Origin of the sequence: Aquella oligotrophica, assembly GCF_002892535.1 — a bacterium.
In the GTDB taxonomy this organism is placed as follows: Bacteria; Pseudomonadota; Gammaproteobacteria; order Burkholderiales; family UBA11063; genus Aquella; species Aquella oligotrophica.
In genome coordinates, this window is record NZ_CP024847.1 from 1,048,887 (window position 1) to 1,072,176 (window position 23,290).

21 protein-coding genes are annotated in these 23,290 nt (G+C 36.4%); 11 read left to right on the forward strand and 10 right to left on the reverse strand.

Annotated features, from left to right (window positions below; genetic code table 11):
• The first annotated feature begins 48 nt into the window (after positions 1-48).
• The gene (locus tag CUN60_RS04880) at positions 49-993 is read left to right on the forward strand and encodes a hypothetical protein (RefSeq protein ID WP_102950951.1); all 945 of its coding nucleotides are present in this window, start codon (positions 49-51) and stop codon (positions 991-993) included.
• A gap of 8 nt (positions 994-1,001) precedes the next feature.
• Here CUN60_RS04880 and CUN60_RS04885 read toward each other — a convergent pair whose 3' ends face one another.
• The 4 genes from CUN60_RS04885 to CUN60_RS04900 all read right to left on the reverse strand — a co-directional run bounded on the left by CUN60_RS04885 (position 1,002) and on the right by CUN60_RS04900 (position 4,299).
• Positions 1,002-2,003 carry a succinylglutamate desuccinylase/aspartoacylase family protein gene (locus tag CUN60_RS04885; protein WP_102950952.1) on the reverse strand — a complete coding sequence of 334 codons (1,002 nt, stop codon included), beginning with the start codon at positions 2,001-2,003 and terminating at the stop codon, positions 1,002-1,004.
• A gap of 47 nt (positions 2,004-2,050) precedes the next feature.
• On the reverse strand, positions 2,051-2,902 hold the full coding sequence (gene tyrA / locus CUN60_RS04890; RefSeq protein ID WP_102950953.1) for a bifunctional chorismate mutase/prephenate dehydrogenase: 852 nt from the start codon (positions 2,900-2,902) through the stop codon (positions 2,051-2,053).
• The gene (greB, locus tag CUN60_RS04895; RefSeq protein WP_102950954.1) at positions 2,895-3,371 is read right to left on the reverse strand and encodes a transcription elongation factor GreB; all 477 of its coding nucleotides are present in this window, start codon (positions 3,369-3,371) and stop codon (positions 2,895-2,897) included. The genes tyrA and greB overlap by 8 nt, the downstream gene beginning before the upstream one ends.
• A 70-nt stretch (positions 3,372-3,441) precedes the next feature.
• On the reverse strand, positions 3,442-4,299 hold the full coding sequence (locus CUN60_RS04900) for an Mrp/NBP35 family ATP-binding protein (RefSeq protein ID WP_158649294.1): 858 nt from the start codon (positions 4,297-4,299) through the stop codon (positions 3,442-3,444).
• A gap of 109 nt (positions 4,300-4,408) precedes the next feature.
• Here CUN60_RS04900 and metG point away from each other — a divergent pair, with 109 nt between their 5' ends.
• The 8 genes from metG (at position 4,409) to CUN60_RS04940 (ending at position 13,222) form a co-directional block, all read left to right on the forward strand.
• Complete coding sequence (gene metG, locus CUN60_RS04905) at positions 4,409-6,424, forward strand: methionine--tRNA ligase (RefSeq protein ID WP_102950956.1); 2,016 nt, start codon at positions 4,409-4,411, stop codon at positions 6,422-6,424.
• 103 nt (positions 6,425-6,527) lie between these two features.
• Positions 6,528-8,531, forward strand: coding sequence for an alpha/beta fold hydrolase (locus CUN60_RS04910; protein ID WP_102950957.1), 2,004 nt, complete (start codon positions 6,528-6,530; stop codon positions 8,529-8,531).
• A 112-nt stretch (positions 8,532-8,643) separates the two neighbouring features.
• Entirely contained in the window at positions 8,644-9,051 is a 408-nt protein-coding gene (locus tag CUN60_RS04915) for a hypothetical protein (RefSeq protein ID WP_102950958.1), read from the forward strand.
• A gap of 2 nt (positions 9,052-9,053) precedes the next feature.
• Positions 9,054-9,770 carry a DNA polymerase III subunit epsilon gene (dnaQ, locus tag CUN60_RS04920; RefSeq protein WP_102950959.1) on the forward strand — a complete coding sequence of 239 codons (717 nt, stop codon included), beginning with the start codon at positions 9,054-9,056 and terminating at the stop codon, positions 9,768-9,770.
• Positions 9,771-9,778: 8 nt separating this feature from the next.
• Entirely contained in the window at positions 9,779-10,465 is a 687-nt protein-coding gene (ispD, locus tag CUN60_RS04925) for a 2-C-methyl-D-erythritol 4-phosphate cytidylyltransferase (protein WP_102950960.1), read from the forward strand.
• 13 nt (positions 10,466-10,478) lie between these two features.
• On the forward strand, positions 10,479-10,952 hold the full coding sequence (gene ispF, locus CUN60_RS04930) for a 2-C-methyl-D-erythritol 2,4-cyclodiphosphate synthase (protein WP_102950961.1): 474 nt from the start codon (positions 10,479-10,481) through the stop codon (positions 10,950-10,952).
• A 76-nt stretch (positions 10,953-11,028) separates the two neighbouring features.
• The gene (gene rpiA / locus CUN60_RS04935; RefSeq protein WP_102950962.1) at positions 11,029-11,691 is read left to right on the forward strand and encodes a ribose-5-phosphate isomerase RpiA; all 663 of its coding nucleotides are present in this window, start codon (positions 11,029-11,031) and stop codon (positions 11,689-11,691) included.
• A 25-nt stretch (positions 11,692-11,716) separates the two neighbouring features.
• Positions 11,717-13,222, forward strand: coding sequence for a Ppx/GppA phosphatase family protein (locus tag CUN60_RS04940; RefSeq protein WP_102950963.1), 1,506 nt, complete (start codon positions 11,717-11,719; stop codon positions 13,220-13,222).
• Between the two features lie 23 nt (positions 13,223-13,245).
• On the opposite strand, the gene acs is transcribed toward CUN60_RS04940, so the two are convergent.
• Together acs and CUN60_RS04950 are read right to left on the reverse strand one after the other, a co-directional pair.
• Positions 13,246-15,204, reverse strand: coding sequence for an acetate--CoA ligase (acs, locus tag CUN60_RS04945; RefSeq protein ID WP_102950964.1), 1,959 nt, complete (start codon positions 15,202-15,204; stop codon positions 13,246-13,248).
• 222 nt (positions 15,205-15,426) lie between these two features.
• Positions 15,427-16,479 (reverse strand): NAD/NADP-dependent octopine/nopaline dehydrogenase family protein, encoded by a 1,053-nt coding sequence (locus CUN60_RS04950; RefSeq protein ID WP_222593301.1) that lies wholly within the window; start codon positions 16,477-16,479, stop codon positions 15,427-15,429.
• A gap of 144 nt (positions 16,480-16,623) precedes the next feature.
• Here CUN60_RS04950 and CUN60_RS04955 point away from each other — a divergent pair, with 144 nt between their 5' ends.
• Positions 16,624-18,018 carry an MFS transporter gene (locus tag CUN60_RS04955; RefSeq protein WP_102950965.1) on the forward strand — a complete coding sequence of 465 codons (1,395 nt, stop codon included), beginning with the start codon at positions 16,624-16,626 and terminating at the stop codon, positions 18,016-18,018.
• A gap of 44 nt (positions 18,019-18,062) precedes the next feature.
• Positions 18,063-19,226 carry a hypothetical protein gene (locus CUN60_RS04960; protein ID WP_102950966.1) on the forward strand — a complete coding sequence of 388 codons (1,164 nt, stop codon included), beginning with the start codon at positions 18,063-18,065 and terminating at the stop codon, positions 19,224-19,226.
• Positions 19,227-19,305: 79 nt separating this feature from the next.
• Here CUN60_RS04960 and CUN60_RS04965 read toward each other — a convergent pair whose 3' ends face one another.
• From CUN60_RS04965 to CUN60_RS04980, 4 genes are read right to left on the reverse strand one after another with little or no spacing between them, the layout of a single operon-like run.
• Positions 19,306-20,100, reverse strand: coding sequence for an ABC transporter ATP-binding protein (locus CUN60_RS04965; RefSeq protein ID WP_102950967.1), 795 nt, complete (start codon positions 20,098-20,100; stop codon positions 19,306-19,308).
• Positions 20,101-20,102: 2 nt separating this feature from the next.
• Positions 20,103-21,083 carry a FecCD family ABC transporter permease gene (locus CUN60_RS04970; RefSeq protein WP_102950968.1) on the reverse strand — a complete coding sequence of 327 codons (981 nt, stop codon included), beginning with the start codon at positions 21,081-21,083 and terminating at the stop codon, positions 20,103-20,105.
• Positions 21,080-22,090, reverse strand: a complete 1,011-nt coding sequence (locus CUN60_RS04975; RefSeq protein WP_102950969.1) for an iron ABC transporter permease — start codon at positions 22,088-22,090, stop codon at positions 21,080-21,082. The genes CUN60_RS04970 and CUN60_RS04975 overlap by 4 nt, the downstream gene beginning before the upstream one ends.
• Before the next feature lie 27 nt (positions 22,091-22,117).
• Complete coding sequence (locus tag CUN60_RS04980; RefSeq protein ID WP_102950970.1) at positions 22,118-23,110, reverse strand: ABC transporter substrate-binding protein; 993 nt, start codon at positions 23,108-23,110, stop codon at positions 22,118-22,120.
• Between the last annotated feature and the right edge of the window lie 180 nt (positions 23,111-23,290).

The following is a 23,290-nucleotide window of genomic DNA, read 5'->3' on the forward strand; positions in this document are numbered from 1 at the left end:
ATGTAGGGTAAAATTAAGGGTTAACCTTTTTATCTCATACATTTAATAATGATCGATATTATAATAAAAATTATCAAACGGGTTCCGTGGATATTAGTGCTATTAATTTCTTTTTGGTTAGTAGTATTGGGTATTCTTGCCTATAGATATTTTAATATTGATAAAACCCTCCAGGAATATCTTTATAATGACTATCATGCTGCAGAATCTGCAACTATAGATAGTATTACGGCTGGAGCTTCCTATCAGATAATGCGCCAGCTTAATAGTGGATCGCTTGGGGATAGGCAGCTGGTTACTTTAACCAACACCAATACACGCCAGTTTATTAATCTTGAAGATGTCGTTCTATACACTGAACAAGGTGAATTACACGCAGTGTACAATAATGCAAATGGGCTATACACATTATTTTTCAATCAGGTTCCTATTAGCCAAATTGCAAATCCAAATGTAATTTATGCCTTCAAATTTAATAACAATAATGTAATTTTAATATTTGATGCAGAAGTAGTCGATGGTAGCCATGTCTATTCTATGCTTGAAATTAGTAATTCAACTCGCCGTTTGTTACACGAGCTTGGTAACTCGGAAAGCATGATAGATGCAACTCTTAGCCCGAATGGAAACTGTATCTTCCTCAAATTTCAGGATGCCAGAAAATATACTGAAGAGGGTGATTTCCAAGTCTATCAATATTGTGGTGGCAATAGTGTCTTTAAAATTCTTGAAGTTAAATCTGAAGACTACTATCAGCAAAAATTCTCTACCTATACAGCCAAACAGATCGTTCATCTTGCCAAAAATGAACACTGCTTGGACACTGTAAATAAAGGGTTTTATTTGACGAAAGAATGCAACTATGGCATCAAGTATTGCTACATGTTTCGGCAAATAAACAATCCAGCCCAAGATAGTTACTATAAAACACTTGATACAGCATGTAATAGCATGACAACAAGTAGTGTTTACCAGATGATTATTAGCCGTTAACCCGCGGTTTAGCTAAGAATCCGAACTAATAAGCTACCAGCTTCCCGGGTTGCACCAGTACCAATAGATGCAACTATTCCATCGTGTGGAGCTTCATAGGATTTGATTATATCTCCAAAGGGGTTTCTCTGAATTGCTATTTTCTCACCGTTTTTTACTTTAACCCCTAATCTCACAAATATTTCTGCATAACCACCAACTTCTGCTTTTACAGATGTAAGCTTATTGCCAATTATGGTTCCAAAAGTTTCTGCTGTTCGCCCATGATGCTCTTTTATCATCTGATTAGCCAACATGACATTGTATATTCCTTCGATTGCACGCTGAATATATTCTGGTTCAAAGATTCGTGGTGAGCCTAGTTCAAGGGTAATAGCTGGAATGCCATAACTATCGAAAGTTCCTTCCACGGTACCTAAGCTATCTTTGTCATCATAAATTTGATCGGCTGGAAATTTTAATGCCAGATCGCGGACTTCTGGAATACTAAGATCAGCATACATAAAAAATGGATAAATGGTATCCGTAGATTGGGCGTGTAGGTCTATTGCCATATCAACATTGCCATGCCACAGATTATTCCATAGTTTATAGGCATGAACTTCGGCTGTATTCCCATCTATTTTGCCGGGAAAAAGCCGATTCATATTTGCATAATCGCCACCATCAGTTGACAGATACCAGTTACGGTTAATGTGCATTAATGAGTTAGGTGAAGCCTGCAAAACTCCAATTACTATTCCTGCCATATTCTCTATATCTAGCGTTGCAAAAGTCTCTTGGATTACTTTTATTCCATTTAATTCATCACCATGGATTCCTGTGTTAAGTAACAGTTTTTTCCCAGGGTGTTTACCTACGGCAACCATTATCGGAACATACCAGCTCTGTCCTATATTCATATCTGCACCTTTGAACATAAAACGATAAATTCTTCCTCTTTCAAGCAGGTTAACATCTAATTTGGTAATAACTGGCAAGCCATCAATAATATCCTGATTATAGAGCATATCATTCCTTATGAAATCATTCTGAAATAACTATTTATTAAATGAAGCTAATCTTTTATACTAATCGATTCTATTAATTGAATATCCAAGAAACCATCACTAACTTCTTGAGAATAGCTGGTAAATTTGTCCATCCATTTACTAGCCTCCTTAAATTCCTTGATAAAGTTCTCTTTGTTATGTTGTTCGAGCTGATCTATCCAATGATTAAGCCATTGGCTAAACTCTCTGATTAACTCGATTCTAGAATTGTCTGCCATAATTATATCGGCATATAAAGCAGCATCCTGATCAAAAATTCTTCCCATGAGTAATAGCTTTGCCATATAGATTGGGCTTGCTAGTTCCATCAAGGATTCGGGGTGCTGATTTTTGTGGTGTAAAAATGTACCAAGACTGAATGTTAAGAAGTGCTCGATCCCCTGAATGAAGCTCATCGCCTGATCGTGCTTTGTAGCATCGAGATGTTTGACAGTGAAGCCCAACTTCAGTAATAAATCTGTGACCCAAGCTGTCTTTTCAGGATAACGACCATCGCAAGCTATGATTACCTGATTGTGTGTGCTATTAATTGTGGGTCCAAACATCGGATGAAGTCCAATAACCGGACCAATATGCTCACGCAGCATTACTAATAACGGGGATGATTTTATGCTGGTGAAGTCTGATAGTACACAATTTTGGTTGATTTGTTTGGCAACTTTAACAATAATCTCACTGGTTATATGGATAGGAACGCTAATAATTACCCAGTCAGCTTTTGCTAGGATTGTGCTGGCATTTTGCCAGTCATCTTTACCTATTGTATTTATAGTATGATTTTCCTGACTAAATAATCTACTAAAGAGCTTTCCCATAAGCCCATTACCACCAATGATTACTATATTTTTTTTATTCATAAATTACATCTAGTATTTCTATGTTTTCAAGCCCTTGTGGGGACATAAAGGCAAAATCATCACCTAATTTTTTCCTTAATAGATTTCTGGCTAGTGGCGAAGTCCAGCTGATATGATTAAGTTCAGTATTTATCTCATCTTGACCAACAATTTTTACAGTCTGTTCAGTTTTTTCATTCCTAAGGATAATAACAGTTGCACCAAAATAAATGGTTTCATTTCCTCTATGTGAAAGTGGGTCAACTACTTCGGCATGTTCAATTTTCTTAGTTAATTGATGAATTCTTTTATCAATTTCGCGTAGGCGTTTTTTGCCATATTGGTAATCTGCATTTTCTGATCGATCGCCATTACTAGCCGCCCAGTTCACCAATTTTACATAGTGTGGACGTTCTTTAGTAACTAAGTTATGTAGCTCTTCTCTGAGCACTGCATAGCCAGTTGTGGTAATGTAGTTTTTGTCATTCATCGTTGGAGGTGGTTAATTTATAAATTTAAACCACTATTTTAACTAAATAATGGTTATTTTTTTATCTGATTTATTTTTGTACTACTGAAATTGTACCCAGTTTATTTGAAAAGTCTTTGGGTAACTGGCTAATTTCTTCTATTGTTTTTTGTGCTAGGTCAAGATAAATATCTGCAATTGAATTATTAGCCGTTGCTATTGGGCATCCTTTATCACTTTCTTCTCGAATAGCAATATTTAATGGTAATTTTGCCAATAGCTCAAGATTATAAGTTTCTTTTAATTTTTGATTTCCTTCAGTGCCAAAAATATCACTTTGATGCCCACAGTTTTCGCAGACATGTGTACTCATGTTCTCAACTACTCCCAGACATGGAAGACCTAATTTGTTAAACATGGCGATACTTTTGCCAACGTCAAGTAGTGCTATATCTTGTGGAGTTGTAACTACTATTGTTGCTGTGATAGGCATTTTTTGTGCCATAGTTAGGTGAATATCCCCAGTTCCGGGTGGCATATCAACTATCAGAAAATCAAGCTCACCCCATTCACTATCATTTAGCATTTGGTCGATTGCCTTATTGACAATTGCTCCCCTCCAAATTGCTGCTTGTGTCGGGTCAATTAAAAATCCAAATGACATTATTTTAATGCCAAATTTATCAAGTGGCACAAAATTATTGTTGCTAACCTCAGGTTTAAAATCAGTTGCACCAACGAGGATAGGTTGTGATGGTCCGTAAATGTCACCATCCAGAAGCCCTGTTGATGCGCCAAGTTTGGCAAGGCTGATTGCCAGATTGACTGCGGTGGTGGATTTACCAACCCCGCCCTTACCAGAGGTTACGGCTATGATGTTTTTTATGTTCTTAATGCGACTTAGTCCGGTTTTAATGCGGTGTGCTATAATATCAGGTTTGTTAGTCATTGTTTCCATTGCTATTTAAGATTTAAATCAAGTATTTTTGGAAGCATTATTTTAACATAAAAAGTTTACTGTTTTACTAAGACAATTATAAATTATACTGAGGTGTGCTTTGACTAAAAATACTATTGTAACCTGTGCTTTACCGTATGCCAATGCAAGTTTGCATCTTGGGCATGTCCTTGAACATATTCAGGCTGATATTTGGGTTCGTTTTCAGAAAATGAAAGGTGAAAAATGCTACTTTATTTGTGCAACAGACACACATGGCACGCCAATTATGTTAAAAGCAGAGGAACAGGGAATTACTCCCGAAGAATTAATTGCGCGTTTTCATAAAGAGCATACTGCAGATCTTACCGCATTTGGGATAGGTCATGACCATTTTTATACGACCAACTCAATAGAAAATAAACAGTGTGCTTATGATGTTTACAATAAGCTAAAAGCGAATAATAAAATTGCGGTTCGAACTATTAGCCAGCTTTTTGATGAAGAAAAAGAGATGTTTTTACCGGATCGTTTTGTTAAGGGAACCTGTCCAAAATGTAAGGCAGTTGATCAATATGGTGATAGCTGTGAAAAATGTGGTGCTACTTATTCACCAACCGAATTAATTGATCCATATTCAGCCATCTCTGGGTCAAAGCCTGTTTTACGTGAATCAGAGCATTATTTTTACCGCCTGAGCGAAGCTGGAGAGTTTTTGGCGACTTGGCTAAATGCCGATGGACGCTTGCAGGTAGAAGCTAAAAATAAAATGCAGGAATGGCTTGAGGGTGGCTTGCAGGATTGGGATATATCCCGCGATAAACCTTATTTTGGTTTTGAGATCCCTGATGCTCCCGGAAAATACTTCTATGTCTGGCTTGATGCACCAGTTGGTTATTTAAGTAGCTTTATGCATTTTTGCGAGCAACAAGGGCTTGATTTTAATCAATTATGGAATAGTCCAGATACTGAAATATATCATTTTATTGGTAAAGACATTCTTTACTTCCACGCATTATTCTGGCCTGCTGTTCTTCATGATGCTGGTTATCGCACTCCAAGTGGGCTTTTTGTTCATGGCTTTCTGACGGTAAATGGTGAAAAGATGTCTAAATCACGCGGGACATTTATTACTGCCAAAACTTATCTTGAGAGTGGGCTCAATCCAGAATTTTTCCGCTACTACATTGCTAGCAAATTAAATAATCGAATCGAAGATTTTGATTTATCGCTAGATGATTTTGTTGCTAAGATAAATTCGGAATTAGTTGGAAAGTATATTAATATCGCTGCCCGTTCTGCTGGTTTTATAGCCAAACGTTTTGCCAACAAGCTTGCGGATAAAATTGATGATGAGTCACTGTTAATTCATGTGTTATCAATAAGAAATGAAGTGGCAGAGTTATTTCAGGCGCGTGAGTTTGCCAAAGCAGTACGCCTGATCATGAAAATAGTTGATGATGTAAACCAGTATGTTGATCAGGCTAAACCTTGGATTTTAGCTAAAGAAGCTGGGAAAGATCAAGAGTTACAGCAGATATGTACGCTTTTGATTAATGCATTTAGGATTATATCAGTGTATCTTAAACCCATATTGCCTGAACTTATAGGGAATGTAGAGAAATTCCTGAATATTTCTCCATTAATCTGGGCTAGCCTTGAAGAATACATTCTTGGAGTTGATATAAATACATATAATCATTTAATTAATAGGGTAGAGCCAACCATGATAGAAAAACTTGTAACCGTAAACGAATCTAGCCCAGTAGCTAAGGCTGATAATATAAATTATGAACCAGTGGCAGAAACAATAACAATTGATGATTTTTCAAAAATTGACTTACGCATTGCCAAAATTGTTGCAGCAAGTCACGTTGAAGGCGCTGACAAATTAGTTCAGTTGACACTTGATATAGGTAATGAAACTAGAAATGTATTTGCCGGTATAAAATCAGCCTACAACCCTGCTGATTTAGTTGGTAAACATACTGTTATGGTTGCAAATTTAGCTCCACGCAAGATGAAATTTGGGATGAGCGAAGGTATGGTTTTAGCGGCTAGTTTTGAAGATAAAAATGGTGGTCTATACATATTGGAGCCACATGATGGGGCAAAACCGGGAATGAGGGTTCGCTAGGAAGTACAAAATTTTCTATTAAAATTTACCCTAAATAACTACTTGAGTTTATAATATAACTTATTTTAGTTCTGCTTGCCAGCAAATTTTTTTGGGTAGTTTTATGAAAATGAACAAAAAGTCATCAGTATTGCCTTTGCTTATACTCGGTTCTTTAACTGCCTGTAATGGCGGAGGCTATGCTGGTCCAAATAATACCACTAACTATGGTGAGGTGGTGTCAATTTCTAAACAGCAATTAGGTGGCATGCCTGTAGCTGGGCTTGGAACTATCTCGTATGCAAGTCCACTGGCTGTTGGTTATGCTACTACGCAGCCGCAATTAGGTTATTACTTTGAAAGTGATTTGTCTGTATTGGATTACGAAGCTGCCAATCAGGCAAATACTAAAACTCTATATAACTATGATGTAGCCTCAAACTTTATTGAGAAGAATATTGCTGGTGCCAGCATGATAGAGTCCGTTTCAGCTTACGCCATCGAATATCAAACTCAAGGACAAAATTATCAGACCGATCCAGCACAGATTGTTCGAACGGCTTCAGGGTTGATAATTGTACCGAATATGAAAAATGGTGCGCCAATTCGTGGAGTTGTTGTTTACTTCCACCCAACTACTTTTGGTAAAAATCAGGTTCCTTCATGTCTTGGTCCTTTCTTTACTGGGGCAGGTAATGTCTCTTTAAATATTCCTGACTATTGTAATGTGACAGCACTGGATAATACAGGTGATGCGTTTTATGCTTCATTATCTGCGATTTATGCTGCGCGTGGTTTTGCAGTCGTTGCACCAGATTATGTTGGTCAGGGAATTGATTATAATAATGTTCATCCGTATGTTGCTTATCCAGATAATAACGTTTACTCAGCATTTAACATGTTCCCTGCATTAAGACAAATTCTTGCTAGTGATTATGGAATTAGTATCAATCAGGAGCTTCCATTATTTATTACTGGTTATTCAGAGGGTGGTGGTTATGCACTAAAAGCCTCACAAATGGCTCAGGGTAGTCAAAGTGGTGTTTTGAGCAAGAATGGATTACAGTTAAAAATTACTTCCCCTCAAGAAGGTGCATATTCTCTTGCTGACCAGATGAATTTTGCTTTTAATGACAATAATGATGGGGTTTTTAATTGTTCAAGCAACTCTGCATATAATTGTGGGAACGTAGATGTTATGCGTTCGGCTAATAGTCCATTAAGAACTGAGTCTGTTACCCAAATGAATAGCTGGAACATAGTAACCGCAGTTTCCGCCGCTACTTACAAGCCTGCATTAACTAGCTATGTGTTGACAGCAGCAATGTATTATAGTTTTCATAACTTAACTAATGCCTATAATTTTGCGATGAATCCTCAGTTCTGGTCTGACATTCCAATGTCACCGACTGAAATAGCAACATTATATGAGCTATACTCAGGCATTTTGGGTACAACTTATACTGGAGGACAGATTTCTGGGGCGATAGTGAATAATACCTTTAATATCAATAACTATGACCCTAAAACCCCACTTAATCTGACATTCTTTTTGCCAGATGGTTCAACGTATCCAGTGTCAGCAACAGCTAATCATTATGGAACTAATAATTCTGGGACCGCATTTATTAATCCAGCGGTATCTGCAAATGACCAATTCCAGTTAATCTTGACTAATGGCTCAACCTATAATTGGACGAGTAATTCGCCAATTAACTTCATTCATATGGTTTTTGATTCGGCTGTGACTGTGTTAAATACCCATGAAGCGTATTCATGTATGAAGTATGGCGTAAGTTTTGCTGGTGGTAATGGTTTGGTTCCTTCTGCGGCGCCATGCTCCGTGGCTGCAAGTGGCAGCTTGATTGAGTCAACAGTTATTCCTAATTTCCAAATGACAAATAACTATACTCAGCTATCTCCAATGGGAATAAATGGAGTTAGTAATCCTGATGAGCCTAACCCTTTGGCTAATTCAAAATTTTGGACACCTAATAGCCTTATTTCTACTTTGGGTACGCCTTTTGATCATCCAAACATGCTCGTACTTGGCAACATTATTGCTCTTTGCACTTTTGAGAATTCATTGCAAAGTGGTACAAACTCAGGTATGTGTCCTACCTTCTAAATTAATCTTACTGTTATACCACGAGATTTTTCTCGTGGTTTTTTAATGTTTGTTAAGCTGATGAGAAGTGCTAAAATAGTGGGGTTATCAAATTTAGTATGCGGAAGAGAAAATGATTGTTTTTGAGGTTATCGGTGGATTAATCCTGTTTGCCTTTTTGAGTTTAATGAGTTTTATCATCTTGCCAAGCCTTTTAGGTTGCTTTGGCTTTATCTTGTTTTTAATAGTTTTTATTGCATTAATGGTAGCATTTAGTGCTAGTATTGGTTGGTTTATAGTTTTTGTAATAGCATGTTATGCTGTTGTTGCCGTTATTCGGGTCATTCGCTATTCGCAGTTGCCGGATTATGATAGATATTTGACAGAAAACCTTAACATTTATAATGATGGTCAGGTACATTGTTGTAATTGTGGTTCAAATCAATTAATGCACGTTGGTTTATTTGGTTTAAGAAGTAAACTACGTTATTATATTTGTATGAGCTGTCGCAAGCATTTGTATAGATTTAAGGTGCTATAAAAATGAGACAATTACTCCTAGATACTGAAACAACTGGCTTTGAGCCAAGTGAAGGACACCGGATTATTGAGTTTGCCGCTTTAGAGATGATTGATCGTAAGCTTACTGGAAACTCCCTGCATTTATATTTCAATCCTGAACGTGATATTCCCCAAGAAGCAACTAATGTTCATGGCATAACTATGGAACAAGTTGCAAATGAAGCACCATTTCGTGAACGTGTTGATGAAATTCTACATTATATTGAGGGTGCTGAGTTAATAATACATAATGCTAAATTTGACTTAAAATTCCTTGATCATCATTTTCTTGAGCTTGGCAAGAAAAATACTCTTGAATATGCTGTAAATGCCATTGATACACTGATGATGGCGCGTAAAAAATTTCCGGGTGCTAAAAATAGCCTTGATGCATTATGTGACCGTTTTAGGATTGATCGTAGTAATCGTACTTATCATGGTGCCTTAATAGATTGCGAGTTACTTGGCTTTGTGTTTCTCGAATTGACTAAAGAGCAAATCAGTTTACTTGCGGATGAAGAAGTAAAGCAGCAAAAAAACAAAAAAACCTATAAACAAATTAATATTCCAAATGACATTGTTGTCAAGGTGTCGGCAACCGAACTTGATGCGCATCTAGAATATCTTAAAGTTTTAGATAAAGCCAGTAACGGTAATTGTTTTTGGTTCAATCAGACAAAAGATTTTATTGAATCTTAGAAGGTTGGATGATGAAGCATATTGTTATTATTCCATGTGCTGGGACAGGTAGCCGATTTAATGCTCCAATTGCAAAACAATATTTACCATTACTTGATAAGACTGTTCTTGACTGGACATTACAGACGTTTATTAATCTAAAAATGATTAATGAAATATACGTTATCTGTCAACGGGATGATAGCTATATTGATGATTATATTTCCCGTTATCCGAATGTTAATTTTCTTCGATTGGGTGGTATAACTAGGACTGAAACTGTTAGAAATGCACTTGAGCATATTGAATTAGAGGATAATGATTGGGTCTTAGTTCATGATGCCGCGCGTTGCTGTATTGATCATCGCGATGTTGAACAGCTACTTATTCAGCTAAAGAATCATGAAATTGGTGGGATATTGGCAAGTAAGGCTACGGATACCTTAAAGCAAGTTGATGCAGATGGTAATATTGTTAAAACAATTGATCGTACTGTTATTTATCAGGCTCAGACACCCCAGATGTTTCGAAGCCATATCCTTATGTCTGGATTAGATTATTGTCGGGAGAAAAATATAACTATTACTGACGAAGCTAGTGCTGTTGAAGCCTTGGGTAGCAAGGTTAGTGTAGTAGAATCACTCTATAGTAATCCGAAAATTACTTATCCAGATGATTTATTATTTGCTGCAAGCATTCTTGCTAGCCGTTTATGAGGAAACTATCAAGATGTTTAGAATTGGACAAGGATTTGATTTACATACTTTTGAGGGTGGGCGCCCATTAATAATTGGTGGGATCGAAATCCCTTATCATCTCGGGCTTGCTGGTCATTCTGATGCTGATGTGTTACTGCATGCGATAATTGATGCACTAATTGGTGCTGCTGCATTGGGCGATATTGGTAAATTATTCCCTGATGACGATGAAAAGTTCAAAGGGATTGACAGTAAAATTTTATTAAAACAAGTTTATGAAAAAATTACTGATGCTGGTTATAAGATTAACAATATTGACTCAACAGTTATAATTGAAGCACCTAAATTAAGAGATCATATTGATCGAATGAGAGTTACTATTTCTTCAATACTTGATTTGCGTGAAGAACAGGTAAGTATTAAAGCTAAAACTAGTGAAAAAGTGGGTATTGTTGGGCGTGGAGAGGCGGCTATTGCTGAGGCAGTAGTACTATTAATTAAGTAAATTTTAAGTAGCGTTGTACTATTTCCGCAGTTATTGAGCTTACATAGTATGAGAATTATATTTTAAGAGAACTAATATGACACAAGATGAATTAAAAAAACTCGCTGGTAATTATGCACTCAAATATATTGATCAGGATGATATGATTGTTGGTGTTGGAACTGGCTCTACTGTAAGGTACTTTATTGAAGGGCTTGCAACTATCAAAAGTAGAATCCAGGGCTGTGTTTCAAGTTCTGAGCAATCTACCAAATTACTTAAAGAATTTGGTATTCCAGTGTATGAGCTTAATAGTGTTGGAACTTTGGATATCTATGTGGATGGAGCAGATGAGATCAATCATCAATTAAAAATGATTAAAGGTGGTGGTGCAGCGCTTACTCGTGAAAAAATTATTGCTGCTGCTTCAGCTAAATTTGTTTGTATTGCTGATGAGTCAAAATATGTTGATTTATTGGGTGAATTTCCTTTACCAGTTGAGGTTATTCCAATGGCACGAAGCTATGTTGCCCGTGAGCTAGTGAAGCTTGGAGGTAATCCGGTTTGGCGTGAAAATGTTGTAACAGATAATGGTAACTGGATTATCGATGTTCATAATTTGAAGATTTTAAATCCGGTTGAATTGGAACAGAAAATAAATAATATTGTTGGTGTAGTTACCAATGGCCTATTTGCAATGCGCGGTGCGAATGAGCTCGTTCTTGCCAGATCTTCTGGAAATATTGACGTAATTAAATAATTCTAATCTTTTAGGGTAAAATTGCATGACTGAGAATTTTCTTGCAACTGTTGATTTGGGGTCAAATAGTTTTCGTTTACTAATTGGTAAAATTAATGAGGATGGAACAATTGTTCCGATTGATCAGATAAAAGAAACAGTGCGTTTAGCAAGCGGGCTTGATGCGAATAATAATCTTACCAAAGATTCACAGATGCTGGCATTGGAAGTATTATCCAGATTTCATGAACGATTGAGTAATTTTCGTAAATCACAGGTCAGAGTAGTAGGTACCAGTACACTCAGAGTAGCAAATAATTCGGCACAGTTTATCGTAATTGCCAATAAAGCTTTAGGGTTTCCAATTGAGGTTATTTCGGGAAAAGAGGAAGCGCGCCTAATTTATATTGGTGCAATGCATTCGCTTTCTTATACTGAAGAAAAAAGACTGGTTATTGATATTGGTGGTGGATCAACAGAATTTATCATCGGCACTGGTTATGAACCGCAAATTATGGAAAGTGTCACGATGGGCTGCGTTTCCTATTCAGTGCGGTATTTTTCTGATGGGCAGCTAAACGAGGTTAATTTTAATAATGCAATTTTGGCCGCCAGGAGTAAGATTCAGGCAATGGAACATTTATTTGCCAAGCATGACTGGCAGCTCGCAATTGGAACCTCTGGAACTGCTAGGACACTTTATGATATGTGTTTGGAAAATGGTTTGGCTACTGAGATTACTTATGAGGGTATGCTACAGCTTAAAAAAATGCTGATTCGCAATAAAAGCATCAAGAATATAAGTGTTTCAGGAATTAAGGAAGATCGTAAGGCTGTAATCGCTGGTGGATTATCAATAATGCTCGCAATATTTGAAGAGCTTGGTATTCAAACGATGACTATTGCCGATGGCTCACTCCGTGAAGGTGTGATGTATGATCTAATGGGACGTAAAAGTAACGCTGATTTGCGCGAGGTAACAGTTTCTGAATTAAAGAAGCGTTATAAGCTAGATAAGGCGCAGGGGGATCGAGTATCTGCTCTGGCAATTTATCTCCAACGCCAGTTAGTACCTGCTGAAAAAACCAAAAAAGAACGCTTGAAGCTGCTTGTCTGGGGGTGTGAATTATATGAAATAGGATTAAGCATTTCACATAATGACTATCATAAGCATGGTGCATATATTTTGCAGAATTCAGATCTTGCTGGCTTTTCAAAGCCTGAGCAAACTATGATTGCTGAACTAGTAAGAGCACATCGTGGAAGTGTGCCGAAAGTATATGATAAATTATGCAAAATGTACCAAAATAAGCCAAAAGTTAGGATTGTTTGGGCATTAATTGCATTCAGACTGTCTGTGATTTTCAATCGTAGTCGAAAAAATCTTGATTTCGGGCAGTTAATTCGAGTTGAGAATGTTGCTAAAAACGGTTTTGATCTGTGTATTGATAATAACTGGATTGCCAATAATCCTCTGACATTATTTTCATTAAATGAAGAATTGGCAGGTTGGAATCAGTTTGGCTATAGTATTAAGCTGGTAAATAAATAAAAAAGACGCGTTACGCGTCTTTTTTATTTTAATTGATCGAGAATATGCGGGTTTTCAAGAGTTGAAATATCCTGAGTAATTGCTTCACCTTTGGCAAGGCTACGCAATAGTCTTCTCATTATCTTACCCGATCTGGTTTTTGGTAGATTTTCACCAAAGCGGATCTCATCTGGTTTAGCCAGTGCACCAATTTCTTTGGCAACCCACTCTCGTAACTCGTTAATTAGGAAGTCTTTTTCACTACCCGTAGGTAATTGTCCTTTACATACTACAAAGGCAACAATTGACTCACCTTTAATATCATGCGGGCGACCAACCACTGCAGCTTCAGCAACTCCTGGATGGGCAACTAATGCTGACTCAATTTCCATGGTTCCTAGCCGATGACCGGAAACATTTAATACGTCATCAATTCGTCCTAGAATATGATAATAACCCATCGTATCACGCGAAGCTGAATCACCAGCAACATAATATTTTCCATTTGCAATATCTTCAGGGTAATAAGCTTTTATAAAGCGTTCTGGATTATTCCAAATGGTACGGATTTGTGATGGGAATGGTTTTTTAATAACCAGATAACCGCCATTATTATCAGTAACTAGATTTCCAGCTTCATCAACAATATCAACAAAAATTCCTGGAATTGATCGAGTACATGAACCAGGTGTTAGGGCTGTTATCCCTGGGATAGGTGCTAGGATATGACTGCCAGTTTCAGTTTGCCACCAAGTATCAACAATAGGGCATTTGCTTTTACCGATTGTTTCATAATACCACATCCATGCTTCAGGGTTAATGGGCTCTCCTACTGAACCAAGCAATCGTAATGAGCTTAAGTCAAAGTTATTTGGCAAATCTCCTCCGAGCTTGATAAGTGCCCGAATTGCAGTTGGTGCAGTATAAAATATGGTAACTTTATGCGTTTCAATCATACGCCAGAAACGATCTGCAGCTGGAAATGTTGGAATACCTTCAAAGACAATCTGAGTTGCTCCCACGGCTAGAGGTCCATAACATAAGTAGGTATGCCCGGTAATCCAGCCTACATCTGCGGTAGACCAGTAAATATCATCATCCTTAATGTCAAAAACCCATTTCATGGTAGTGATTGCTCCAAGGAGATATCCACCACTAGCATGCTGAACTCCTTTTGGAGTACCAGTTGATCCTGATGTATAGAGGATAAATAATGGATGTTCTGCTTCAACCCATTCTGGTTCACATTCGTCTGATTGGTTTTTAATTACATCATGCCACCAGATATCACGTTTATTATCCCACTCAACTTTTTCTCCAGTTCTGCGATGGATTACAACTTTTTCGACAGATTCGCAACCGGGTAGTGATAGTGCTTCTTTTACATCCTGATTTAATGGGAAAATCTTGCCGCCTCTTTTCTGTGCGTCGGAAGTAATAACTAGCTTTGCTTGCGCATCATGGATTCGTTCATGAATTGCTTTGGCTGAAAAGCCTCCAAATACAACTGAGTGAATTGCTCCGATTCTGGCACACGCTTGCATTGCTACAATCGCCTCAATACTATTTGGCATATAGATAATAACTCGATCACCTTTTACTATTCCCAGTGATTTTAAGCCATTGGCAAAGCGTGAAACCTTTGTCAGAAGTTCTTTATAGGTAACCGTCTCTATATGTCCGGCATCAGATTCAAAAATAATTGCTGTTTTATGTGGATTATTTGCTACATGGCGATCAAGACAATTATAAGATACGTTTAGTTTGCCATCTTCAAACCAAGTATAAAATGGAGGGTTACTGTCATTCAGTGATTTGCTAAATGGAGCTTTCCAGTCTATGTACTGGCGAGCAAGATTTGCCCAATAGCCAGAATAATTATTACTGGCATCAGCAACCATTTGCTGATATTCTTGTTCACTTTTAATGTTTGCCTGCTTGGTGAATTCAGGGTTGACAGGGAATACCCGATTTTCAGAAAGTACTGACTGAATATTTGACATAAAGCCTCCATAAAGTTTAATAATTGATTTAAACTGTTTATAATAACACAGCACAATTCTTCCCCGTCATGTGCATATGCGTTTAGTATGTGCTAGAGTATAACAGAAATAAAACCGATTATTTTTTGCGCTGCAAAAGGAAGGCCTAGTTAACTTTTATTTAATTTTATGGTGGTAAGGGTATTAGAATGTAACGTAGCTAGAAGTAGTAGTTAAAATGTTCTAACTATAGTTTTGAATGCTTTCCAAATCAAGCTTACGACCGCTTGCCATATAGTCTGTATCGTGTAAGAATGAGGCAATATCAATCATTGCTTTTATTCCTTTTGTTTCTATGCCGATACTCTGCCCAATACTTTGCCAAGGCACCAGAAGATATTGGATGTCTTCAAGAATGTATCTGGTTCTAGTTGATGGTGGCATAAATTTTATTGTATTATGCGCTTGTGAGTTTTTATAATAGTCATAGATTGAACTATAATTATAACCATAATAGGCATTGAGTTGCTGATAGTTTTCTGGCAAGTTATAGCCCAGTTTTTGCCCAATATTTCGCCGTTCCTGATCTAGTCTGATCATAGCATTTGCCGTTTCTTCCGAGATTCCTTCTTTATAGAAATAAAACTCATCTTTATTGCCAATTCGTGCCGCATTAAAAATCACGGTGACAGAATGATAAATACCGCTGGCATTATATAAGCTTACTTCTAGTGCACTTGATTTAGCTACTAGTGGGCAGGGAATTATATTAGCAAGTTCACGGATTACGTTATCGGTCTGGGATGGAGTGGTTGCGGAGATTCCGACAAATTTCTTATTTGCTACAATATTTACCTTATTATTACCTTCGGCACGGCAAGCATAAGGAAAAGTTGTTAATTCAGTGATTGTAATATCTAGTTCTGGGCGATTTTTTATACGAATCTGATCTTCAATTATCGAAGAGAAGTATCCTGCCATATTTACGATGATTTGTCCATTTTTTAGATACGGTAACATCTTCGTGAAAATCTCTTCACAGGCTAGGGCAGGTAGTGTCATTAAAATAACTTCAGCATCTGCTACACATTCCTGAAGGTCTGTGGAAGCAAGATTTATTTTGCCAAAACCATTTACTATTCCACCAAGTTCGATTCCTTGATGTTGCTGGATAGTCTTTATCCCGCCCAGATGATTGGGGTGAGCATATAAATTTACTTGATGTCCAAGAAGGCTTAAATAGCCAGCAAGTGCCTGACCACCATTGCCACAACCTAAAATTGCGATTTTTTTCACTACCATGTTCTCTTTAGAATCTCCGGGGGTGATTGTAACATAGCCAGAAGAGATATGATACAATTGCATTTTGCATAAATTATGCATGAAAAATGCAATTAAAAAAACTAGGCTATATTAATATTTACTTTGATCGACTAACTTATGTTTAAACTTCCTAATTATACCTTAAAACAATTCATGTGTATAGCCATAATCGGTAGCATGATGATGATGGAAAGTATTGATACCAATATTCTCACCGTTGCAATACCCTCAATAGCCGCTAATCTAGGCACGACGCCATTAAATGTTAAGCTAGCCATTGTTAGCTATCTGGTTAGTTTATCAATATTTATCCCAATTAGTGGCTATTTATCCGATAAGTTTGGTTCAAAAAATATTCTACTTATTTCAATTGCTGGCTTTGGTTTTAGTTCTCTTTTATGTGGGCTTTCTTCTTCACTTATTAAATTAGTGATATTTCGTTTTGTGCAAGGAATATTTGGCGCGCTAACTGTACCTGTTGGTCGTTTATTAATGCTAAAGGTATTTAGTAAGCAAGAGCTAGTAAAAGTATTTATGCTAATTTCAATGCCTTTGCTATTAGGACCATTACTGGCACCATATCTTGGTGGCTTATTAGTGAGTTATTATAGCTGGCATTATATTTTTTATGTCAATATTCCTTTTTCTCTACTAGCTTTGCTTGCAACCTTCAGATTTGTTGATAATTATAGACAAGAAGTAAAGAAATTTAACTGGAAATCTTTTATCGCCTTAGGGGTTTTTCTGGCAATTCTTGCTTTTTGGCTTGATACCGCGCTTGATATAAAAAATGCTTATGTACATCTGATCTATGTTGTATTAATCCTAATTGCACTTATTATTTATCTGAAAATTGAATTAAATTCAAGTAATAGAATAGTAAACTATAAGCTCTTTAAAATAAAAAGTTATAATCTTTGTTTTTGGAGTAGTGCAATTAGTCGGATTACCTTTGGTGCAAAGGGCTTTGTTCTAATTCTATATCTACAGATGGCATTAAAAATTACGCCTCTTGAAAGCGGGTTTATTACTTCGTGGATGGCACTTGGTTATTTATTTAGCCGGATAGCAGTTAGTAAACTTCTAAAATATCTTGGTTTTAAAAAAATGCTTACTATCTGTAATATTGGGACATTTATTAGTATGCTGATGTTTTGCCTGATTGATAAACCAGATATTTTTGCGGTTATAATAATTGTAGCGAATGGTTTTTTTAGTGCAGTGATTCCTTTATTAATCTATGTACTATGCTATGCTGACGTACCTAGTGAAGATTATGCTTCGGCAACTGGATTGATGAGTACTACTCAGCAGCTATTCTTTGCCGCTGGAGTAACTCTAGCCGCTGCTTGTATTTTTATTTGTAATAAGATCTATGCTTTTAGTTATGGCAATCAGACATTTATGACAGCCTTTGTCGTTATTGCTTTGATTGGTCTTATGGGGCAGTTTTGTTTTAATAAATTAAATCCAGACTCGGGTGAAAAGCTTGCTAATCAAACAAATAAGTAGTACATATTCAAACAACTTTAAGACGCTATTTTCTAGGATACAATGTGTCATTAGTTAAAAAAATTAAAATATTTATCATCTGCATTGTCGTAGTATGTGTTGGTTATAGCCTAGTATCGCAAGGGGATTTGACTAATAGCTATACAAATAATGCTAATAATACTCAAGTAAATAAAGATCAGGAAATGACCACAGAGCGTTCGATTTTTGCTGTTAATTTTATTGACCCCAAGATAAGCAAGGATAAGTCGCTGGAAAATGGAATCAGTTATTTACGGCGAGTATCAGAATCCGCAGTTCCCAACTCATCTCATAATAGATATAATCTGGAATTGAGTAAAGCAAATATTAACTTTGATGAATCCGTGGTTAGCGTATACATAGAAAGCCATACTACCAATGAAAGTGGTTATGGAAGTTCTTTGATAATTAATGATGGGTTTTATTTAAGAAATAACCTTGCAGCTACTGAATCTATTAGTGAGAATGTTGAAACTATTTTTGTTACTGATAATGTTATGAATCAGTTAATTAGTTGTCGTGAAAATAAGGGTATCTATAAATGTCATACAGCAGTGAGTAATTTGAATGAACCTCAAGATATATTGGTTGTCAACAATTACATTTATATAGTTAATTCGCATGAAGAAGGTGAAAGTGGCGATATTACAAGGTGTAAAATTACTAATCAGGGATATATTGATAGTTGCGGACAGGAGAGGGTTAATATTATAAATCCTGTCTTTTTCTACTATAATCCTCCAAACATTAATATCAGTGGGTTTGAATATTCTGGCAGTGGGAGAGCAATACCATTACAGGCAATCCAGTGTACTTTAGATGCTAAAGGAGATTTTATTAATTGTAATCCTGATTACCAAACTCTTAGTGCATTTTATTATTCAAAATACTATAATGGTAGTTATTATCGGACTCATTCGGGCACGACAAATTCATATATAGATAAATGTGCATCGATAGATGCCACAAGGTGCATTAGTATGCCAAATGAGCATTTAGTTTATCCGCTAAGTTTAAGCATAAATCAGGATAAGATGTTTATATCCAATGCAAAACCAGCGAACATCAAACCTGATATATTAAAGTGCAGTATGGATATGAGTAAGTGTGATGTTGTAACAAATAGTATTATTAGTCCAATGTGTATTGGGGTATTTAATTTTAAGCGCACTTCAGATGGAGCTTAGTACTTAAACCTATTTAGTAGTTAGATTTCGTAGCTCGTTGGAGCTTAGCAAAAAGGCTCTTAAATATGTGTTTATAAGGTTATCCACTATTACAGATGGTAAAGTGATTCTCACCATTTTCTGTAAACTGTTTAATTCTGATTTTAAATACTTCTTCAATCGCACCAGAGTGAATAATTTCTTCCACTGGTGCATAGGAGTGAACCTTTCCTTGGTTAAGCAGTAATATATAATCTGCATAATTTAAGGCATGCTGAATTTCATGTAAAACCATGACAATTGTTTTACCTTGCTGCTGATTCAGGTTCTTTATTAATTGCATAATTTCAAATTGGAAACGGATATCTAGATAGGTGGTTGGTTCATCAAGAAAAAGATAATCGCTATTTTGGGCTAGAGACATAGCAATCCACACACGTTGTCGTTCACCTCCTGATAGTTCATGCATAAAGCTTTCCGCTAATTCAGTAAGGTTAGTTACCGCCAATGCCCATTTTACTTGCTTATTATCTTCTTTTTTATTTTTATTAAACCATGAAGAATACGCATAGCGACCATAGCTAACGAGTTGACTAACGGTTATATCTGTTGGCGCTTCTGGTGACTGTGGTAAGATTGATAATAGTTTAGCAAGATCAGTCCGATTGATATGATTAAGATTTTTGTCATTTATCATAACATTGCCAGAATGACATGGGATTAGCCCGGATAGAGCTTTTAAAAGAGTTGATTTCCCTGAGCCATTTGGTCCAAGAATAGCCGTGATTTTGCCATCAATAAGATTTATATTTAGTTTATCTAAAATATCCTGTCGCTGATACTTTACGGATATTTGATTAGCTTTAAATATACTTTGTGTTGAGGATTGGGTCATTTTTATGCTTCCTGTTTCATGCCACGCATGATATAAAGAAAATAAGGTACTCCAATTATGATGCCAATTAACCCGGTGGGAATCTCAAATGGTACTAATATAATTCGCCCAATGGTATCGGAAAGTATAGTTAGGATTGAGCCGATTAATGCACTTCCCAGTAGGTTATACTTATGCGAGTAACCAAAGATTAGGCGTGATATATTTGGTGAGATTAGTCCAATAAACCCAAGACTACCAACCCCAGCAACTGCTACGGCGGTAAGAAGTAATGCTAATATTATTATAATTAATTTCCATTTAATAACCTTAAAACCGATATTACTCGCAATATCTTCAGATAATAGTAGTATATCGAGTTGTCTTGTAAGACAAAAAGATAATCCAATCAGGAATACTGCCGGGTAGAAAATAATTTGAATACTATGCCAGGTTGTAGTATAAAGCGTTCCATTTACAAAAGCTAGATAAGCGGCAAGCTTTTGATCTTCTGCAATCAACATAAATTGGCTTGCGGCACGGAAAAAAGCACTGATTGCTACGCCAACAATAATTAATCTTAAATGGGAAATATTTCGTCTTGATATTGAAGAGACTAGGGTTATTGAAAATCCGCAAAGAGCACCAATTACTGAATATATCAGGATAGAGAAATTTCCTCCACCACCCCACAAAGTGATACCAAGTAAGACAAAAAGAATACTTGCAGCATTAATTCCCAAAGTCTCGGAAGATGCCAGCCGATTACGAAAAATACCTTGTAATAAACTCCCGGAGAAGGCAAACATAGTACCGCAAAGGATCGCCATAATTAATCTAGGTAAGCGGACATCATTGATAGCAAACTCATGTGTTTTTTGCAGTAGGCAATTAATTACGATCGGAAGCGAATAAAAGGTATAACCTATCATTAATGATGCTACAGCAATAATTAATAAAAGAGCAGATAAAGTAGTTAATTTAGTCCAAGGGCTTATTTTCATGGCTGTGCTCGTTTAAGTCTTGATGAAAGAATCAAAATAGGAGCACCGATTATTGCCATGAAGATACCAAGGGGAATCTCCTGCATGGTATATATATAGCGCATCAGACAATCCGAAGCTAACATTAGAATTGCTCCAACAAGGCAAGTAATTATGCAAAAATGATAAGGATTTCGCCCTCTTAATAATGGCTTACTCAAGTGAACCGCAATTAATGGGAAAAATAGTAGCTGCCCAACCATTGTTACGGCTAGTGAACATAGTCCGACAATCAGGAAAAAAATGATAATTAATAACTGATTGGCATTAATTCCGATAGATAGGGCAATTTCTTTGCCAAGGCTCAATAAATATATTTTCTTTGCAAGTAATATACTTATCAGGATTATTATAGTTATAAATGGTGCAATAATTTCAATCTTTTGCCAACTAGTACCCGCAAGTGATCCATTTAATGTGACTAGCATACCTCCAGTTTTATCCGGGAAAAGGACAATTAGAACTTGTCCTAGCGCGTAAAGAAAAATATTTATTGCCTGTCCAACCAGAACCAATTTCAGATTAGAGACACCAATAAGCGATACTATAGAATAAACAATAATCCCACTGATTATCCCACCGATTATTGCCGCCGCTATGATTCCGGGAAGAGAAATAAATGGCATGATAATTAGACAAAGTAGAATACCAAGAATAGCGCCTTGATTAATACCCAGTAGGCTTGGGCAGGCAAGTTGATTTCGGGTGATATAATATAAAATCGCACCAGCAAGGGCAAAGCTACTTCCTGCCATAACTGCGGTAATGGTTCTTGGTAAGCGAGTAACTGCAATAATGTGACAAATAGTTGCTGATTGTTCTTGACTAAAACAACTAGTAATCTGACTAAAAGATGATTTAACCGCACCTAAAGTTAATGAATAAAAAAATAGGCAAAACAAAATAGTTAGCAGGAGTATATACGGAAGAATATATCTTTTAAACCTGCTAGTTTGTTGAATTGTCATTAAATAAAATTCTTTACTAGTTCAGGTTTATTTGTTTGTATTTGCTACTGGTTTGGCGGTTAAAAAACCAGTTGAAATTGCTTTATTATACATGATTTCCAGTGTTTCAATCCCATGACTACGCGCCCAAATATCTCGATCCATAAAATACACCTGATGCTCTTTATTTGCCCGAACATCCGCCCATAGCGGATCAGTTGAGAGTTTTTTATACGGTGCCATTGATCCTTCGGTAAGAAGTACGATAATTTGATCTGGATTATATTCAAGGATTGCTTCGGTTGATAAATCCATAACTTGAGTCCGTTCGGTTTTCTTAATCACATTTTCCCGGTTTAATTCACTTAGGATAGATGTCGCTAGCGCATTGGCAGTTAGTGCCTTGAAAATACCACTCGGAGTTACATAACCGATCAATACAGTTTTTTTACCACCTTTTTTAGCGATTGTTTCGGCTTTGCTTTTTATTCCTTGATAAGTACTAAGAATCGCTGGAACTTTACTTTCGGTATCGGTTATTTGTGCTAGGATCTTTAGGTTTTTTATTTGTTCGTCAGAATTGCCATAAATCCCATTTAATAGTACTGTTGGAGCGATTTTATTTAATTGTGGACTTAAATTAGAAATATAGGCAGCTTCACCAAGAATGAGGTCTGGCTTTAATTTGGCAATAGCCTCTAGATTTGGAATATCACGAGCGCCAACGCCAACTGCATTTTTTGCCATTGGCTTTAGATAATCAGGAATATCACCTTCGCCTGGGTAGTTTTGTCCATAGCCAACTGGTTTTATCCCAAGCAAATCAAGCTCGTCCATCAAGCCAAATTCGAGGACAACGATTCGTTGTGGTTTACTTTTTATTAGCGTTGTACCATTAGGAGTCGTGATTTTTAATGGATAATTGGTAGCAGCGGCGGCTAATATGGGACTAGATGCAATAAAGGCAATGATAAAAGTTATGTTAAACCTATTTTTTAATTTTTTAAATTTTTGATGAATTAGTGACTGAAAGCTAAACATTAAAATTCCTTATGCGCTTTATCGGTTTATATGGATTATAGGCTGTTAATTTGTATAATAGCATTGAATATAGACTAAGTGGTTAATTATAATGGAGTATATCGCTAATTTGTGAAAAAATCAACCCACCAAATTGGTTGGTTGTGAGTCACTTGATTAGTTGTTATAATATATATGGAT

Excerpts from the sequence above, each read along its gene's own strand:
- CUN60_RS04910 (WP_102950957.1), top strand. The coding sequence starts at position 6,528 with ATGAAAATGAACAAAAAGTCATCAGTATTGCCTTTGCTTATACTCGGT.
- ispD (WP_102950960.1), top strand. The coding sequence starts at position 9,779 with ATGATGAAGCATATTGTTATTATTCCATGTGCTGGGACAGGTAGCCGA.
- CUN60_RS04975 (WP_102950969.1), bottom strand. The coding sequence starts at position 22,090 with ATGACAATTCAACAAACTAGCAGGTTTAAAAGATATATTCTTCCGTAT.
- rpiA (WP_102950962.1), top strand. The coding sequence starts at position 11,029 with ATGACACAAGATGAATTAAAAAAACTCGCTGGTAATTATGCACTCAAA.
- greB (WP_102950954.1), bottom strand. The coding sequence starts at position 3,371 with ATGAATGACAAAAACTACATTACCACAACTGGCTATGCAGTGCTCAGA.
- CUN60_RS04900 (WP_158649294.1), bottom strand. The coding sequence starts at position 4,299 with ATGACTAACAAACCTGATATTATAGCACACCGCATTAAAACCGGACTA.
- CUN60_RS04980 (WP_102950970.1), bottom strand. The coding sequence starts at position 23,110 with ATGTTTAGCTTTCAGTCACTAATTCATCAAAAATTTAAAAAATTAAAA.
- CUN60_RS04965 (WP_102950967.1), bottom strand. The coding sequence starts at position 20,100 with ATGACCCAATCCTCAACACAAAGTATATTTAAAGCTAATCAAATATCC.
- CUN60_RS04970 (WP_102950968.1), bottom strand. The coding sequence starts at position 21,083 with ATGAAAATAAGCCCTTGGACTAAATTAACTACTTTATCTGCTCTTTTA.
- ispF (WP_102950961.1), top strand. The coding sequence starts at position 10,479 with ATGTTTAGAATTGGACAAGGATTTGATTTACATACTTTTGAGGGTGGG.
- acs (WP_102950964.1), bottom strand. The coding sequence starts at position 15,204 with ATGTCAAATATTCAGTCAGTACTTTCTGAAAATCGGGTATTCCCTGTC.
- CUN60_RS04880 (WP_102950951.1), top strand. The coding sequence starts at position 49 with ATGATCGATATTATAATAAAAATTATCAAACGGGTTCCGTGGATATTA.
- dnaQ (WP_102950959.1), top strand. The coding sequence starts at position 9,054 with ATGAGACAATTACTCCTAGATACTGAAACAACTGGCTTTGAGCCAAGT.
- tyrA (WP_102950953.1), bottom strand. The coding sequence starts at position 2,902 with ATGAATAAAAAAAATATAGTAATCATTGGTGGTAATGGGCTTATGGGA.
- CUN60_RS04885 (WP_102950952.1), bottom strand. The coding sequence starts at position 2,003 with ATGCTCTATAATCAGGATATTATTGATGGCTTGCCAGTTATTACCAAA.
- CUN60_RS04940 (WP_102950963.1), top strand. The coding sequence starts at position 11,717 with ATGACTGAGAATTTTCTTGCAACTGTTGATTTGGGGTCAAATAGTTTT.
- CUN60_RS04955 (WP_102950965.1), top strand. The coding sequence starts at position 16,624 with ATGTTTAAACTTCCTAATTATACCTTAAAACAATTCATGTGTATAGCC.
- CUN60_RS04915 (WP_102950958.1), top strand. The coding sequence starts at position 8,644 with ATGATTGTTTTTGAGGTTATCGGTGGATTAATCCTGTTTGCCTTTTTG.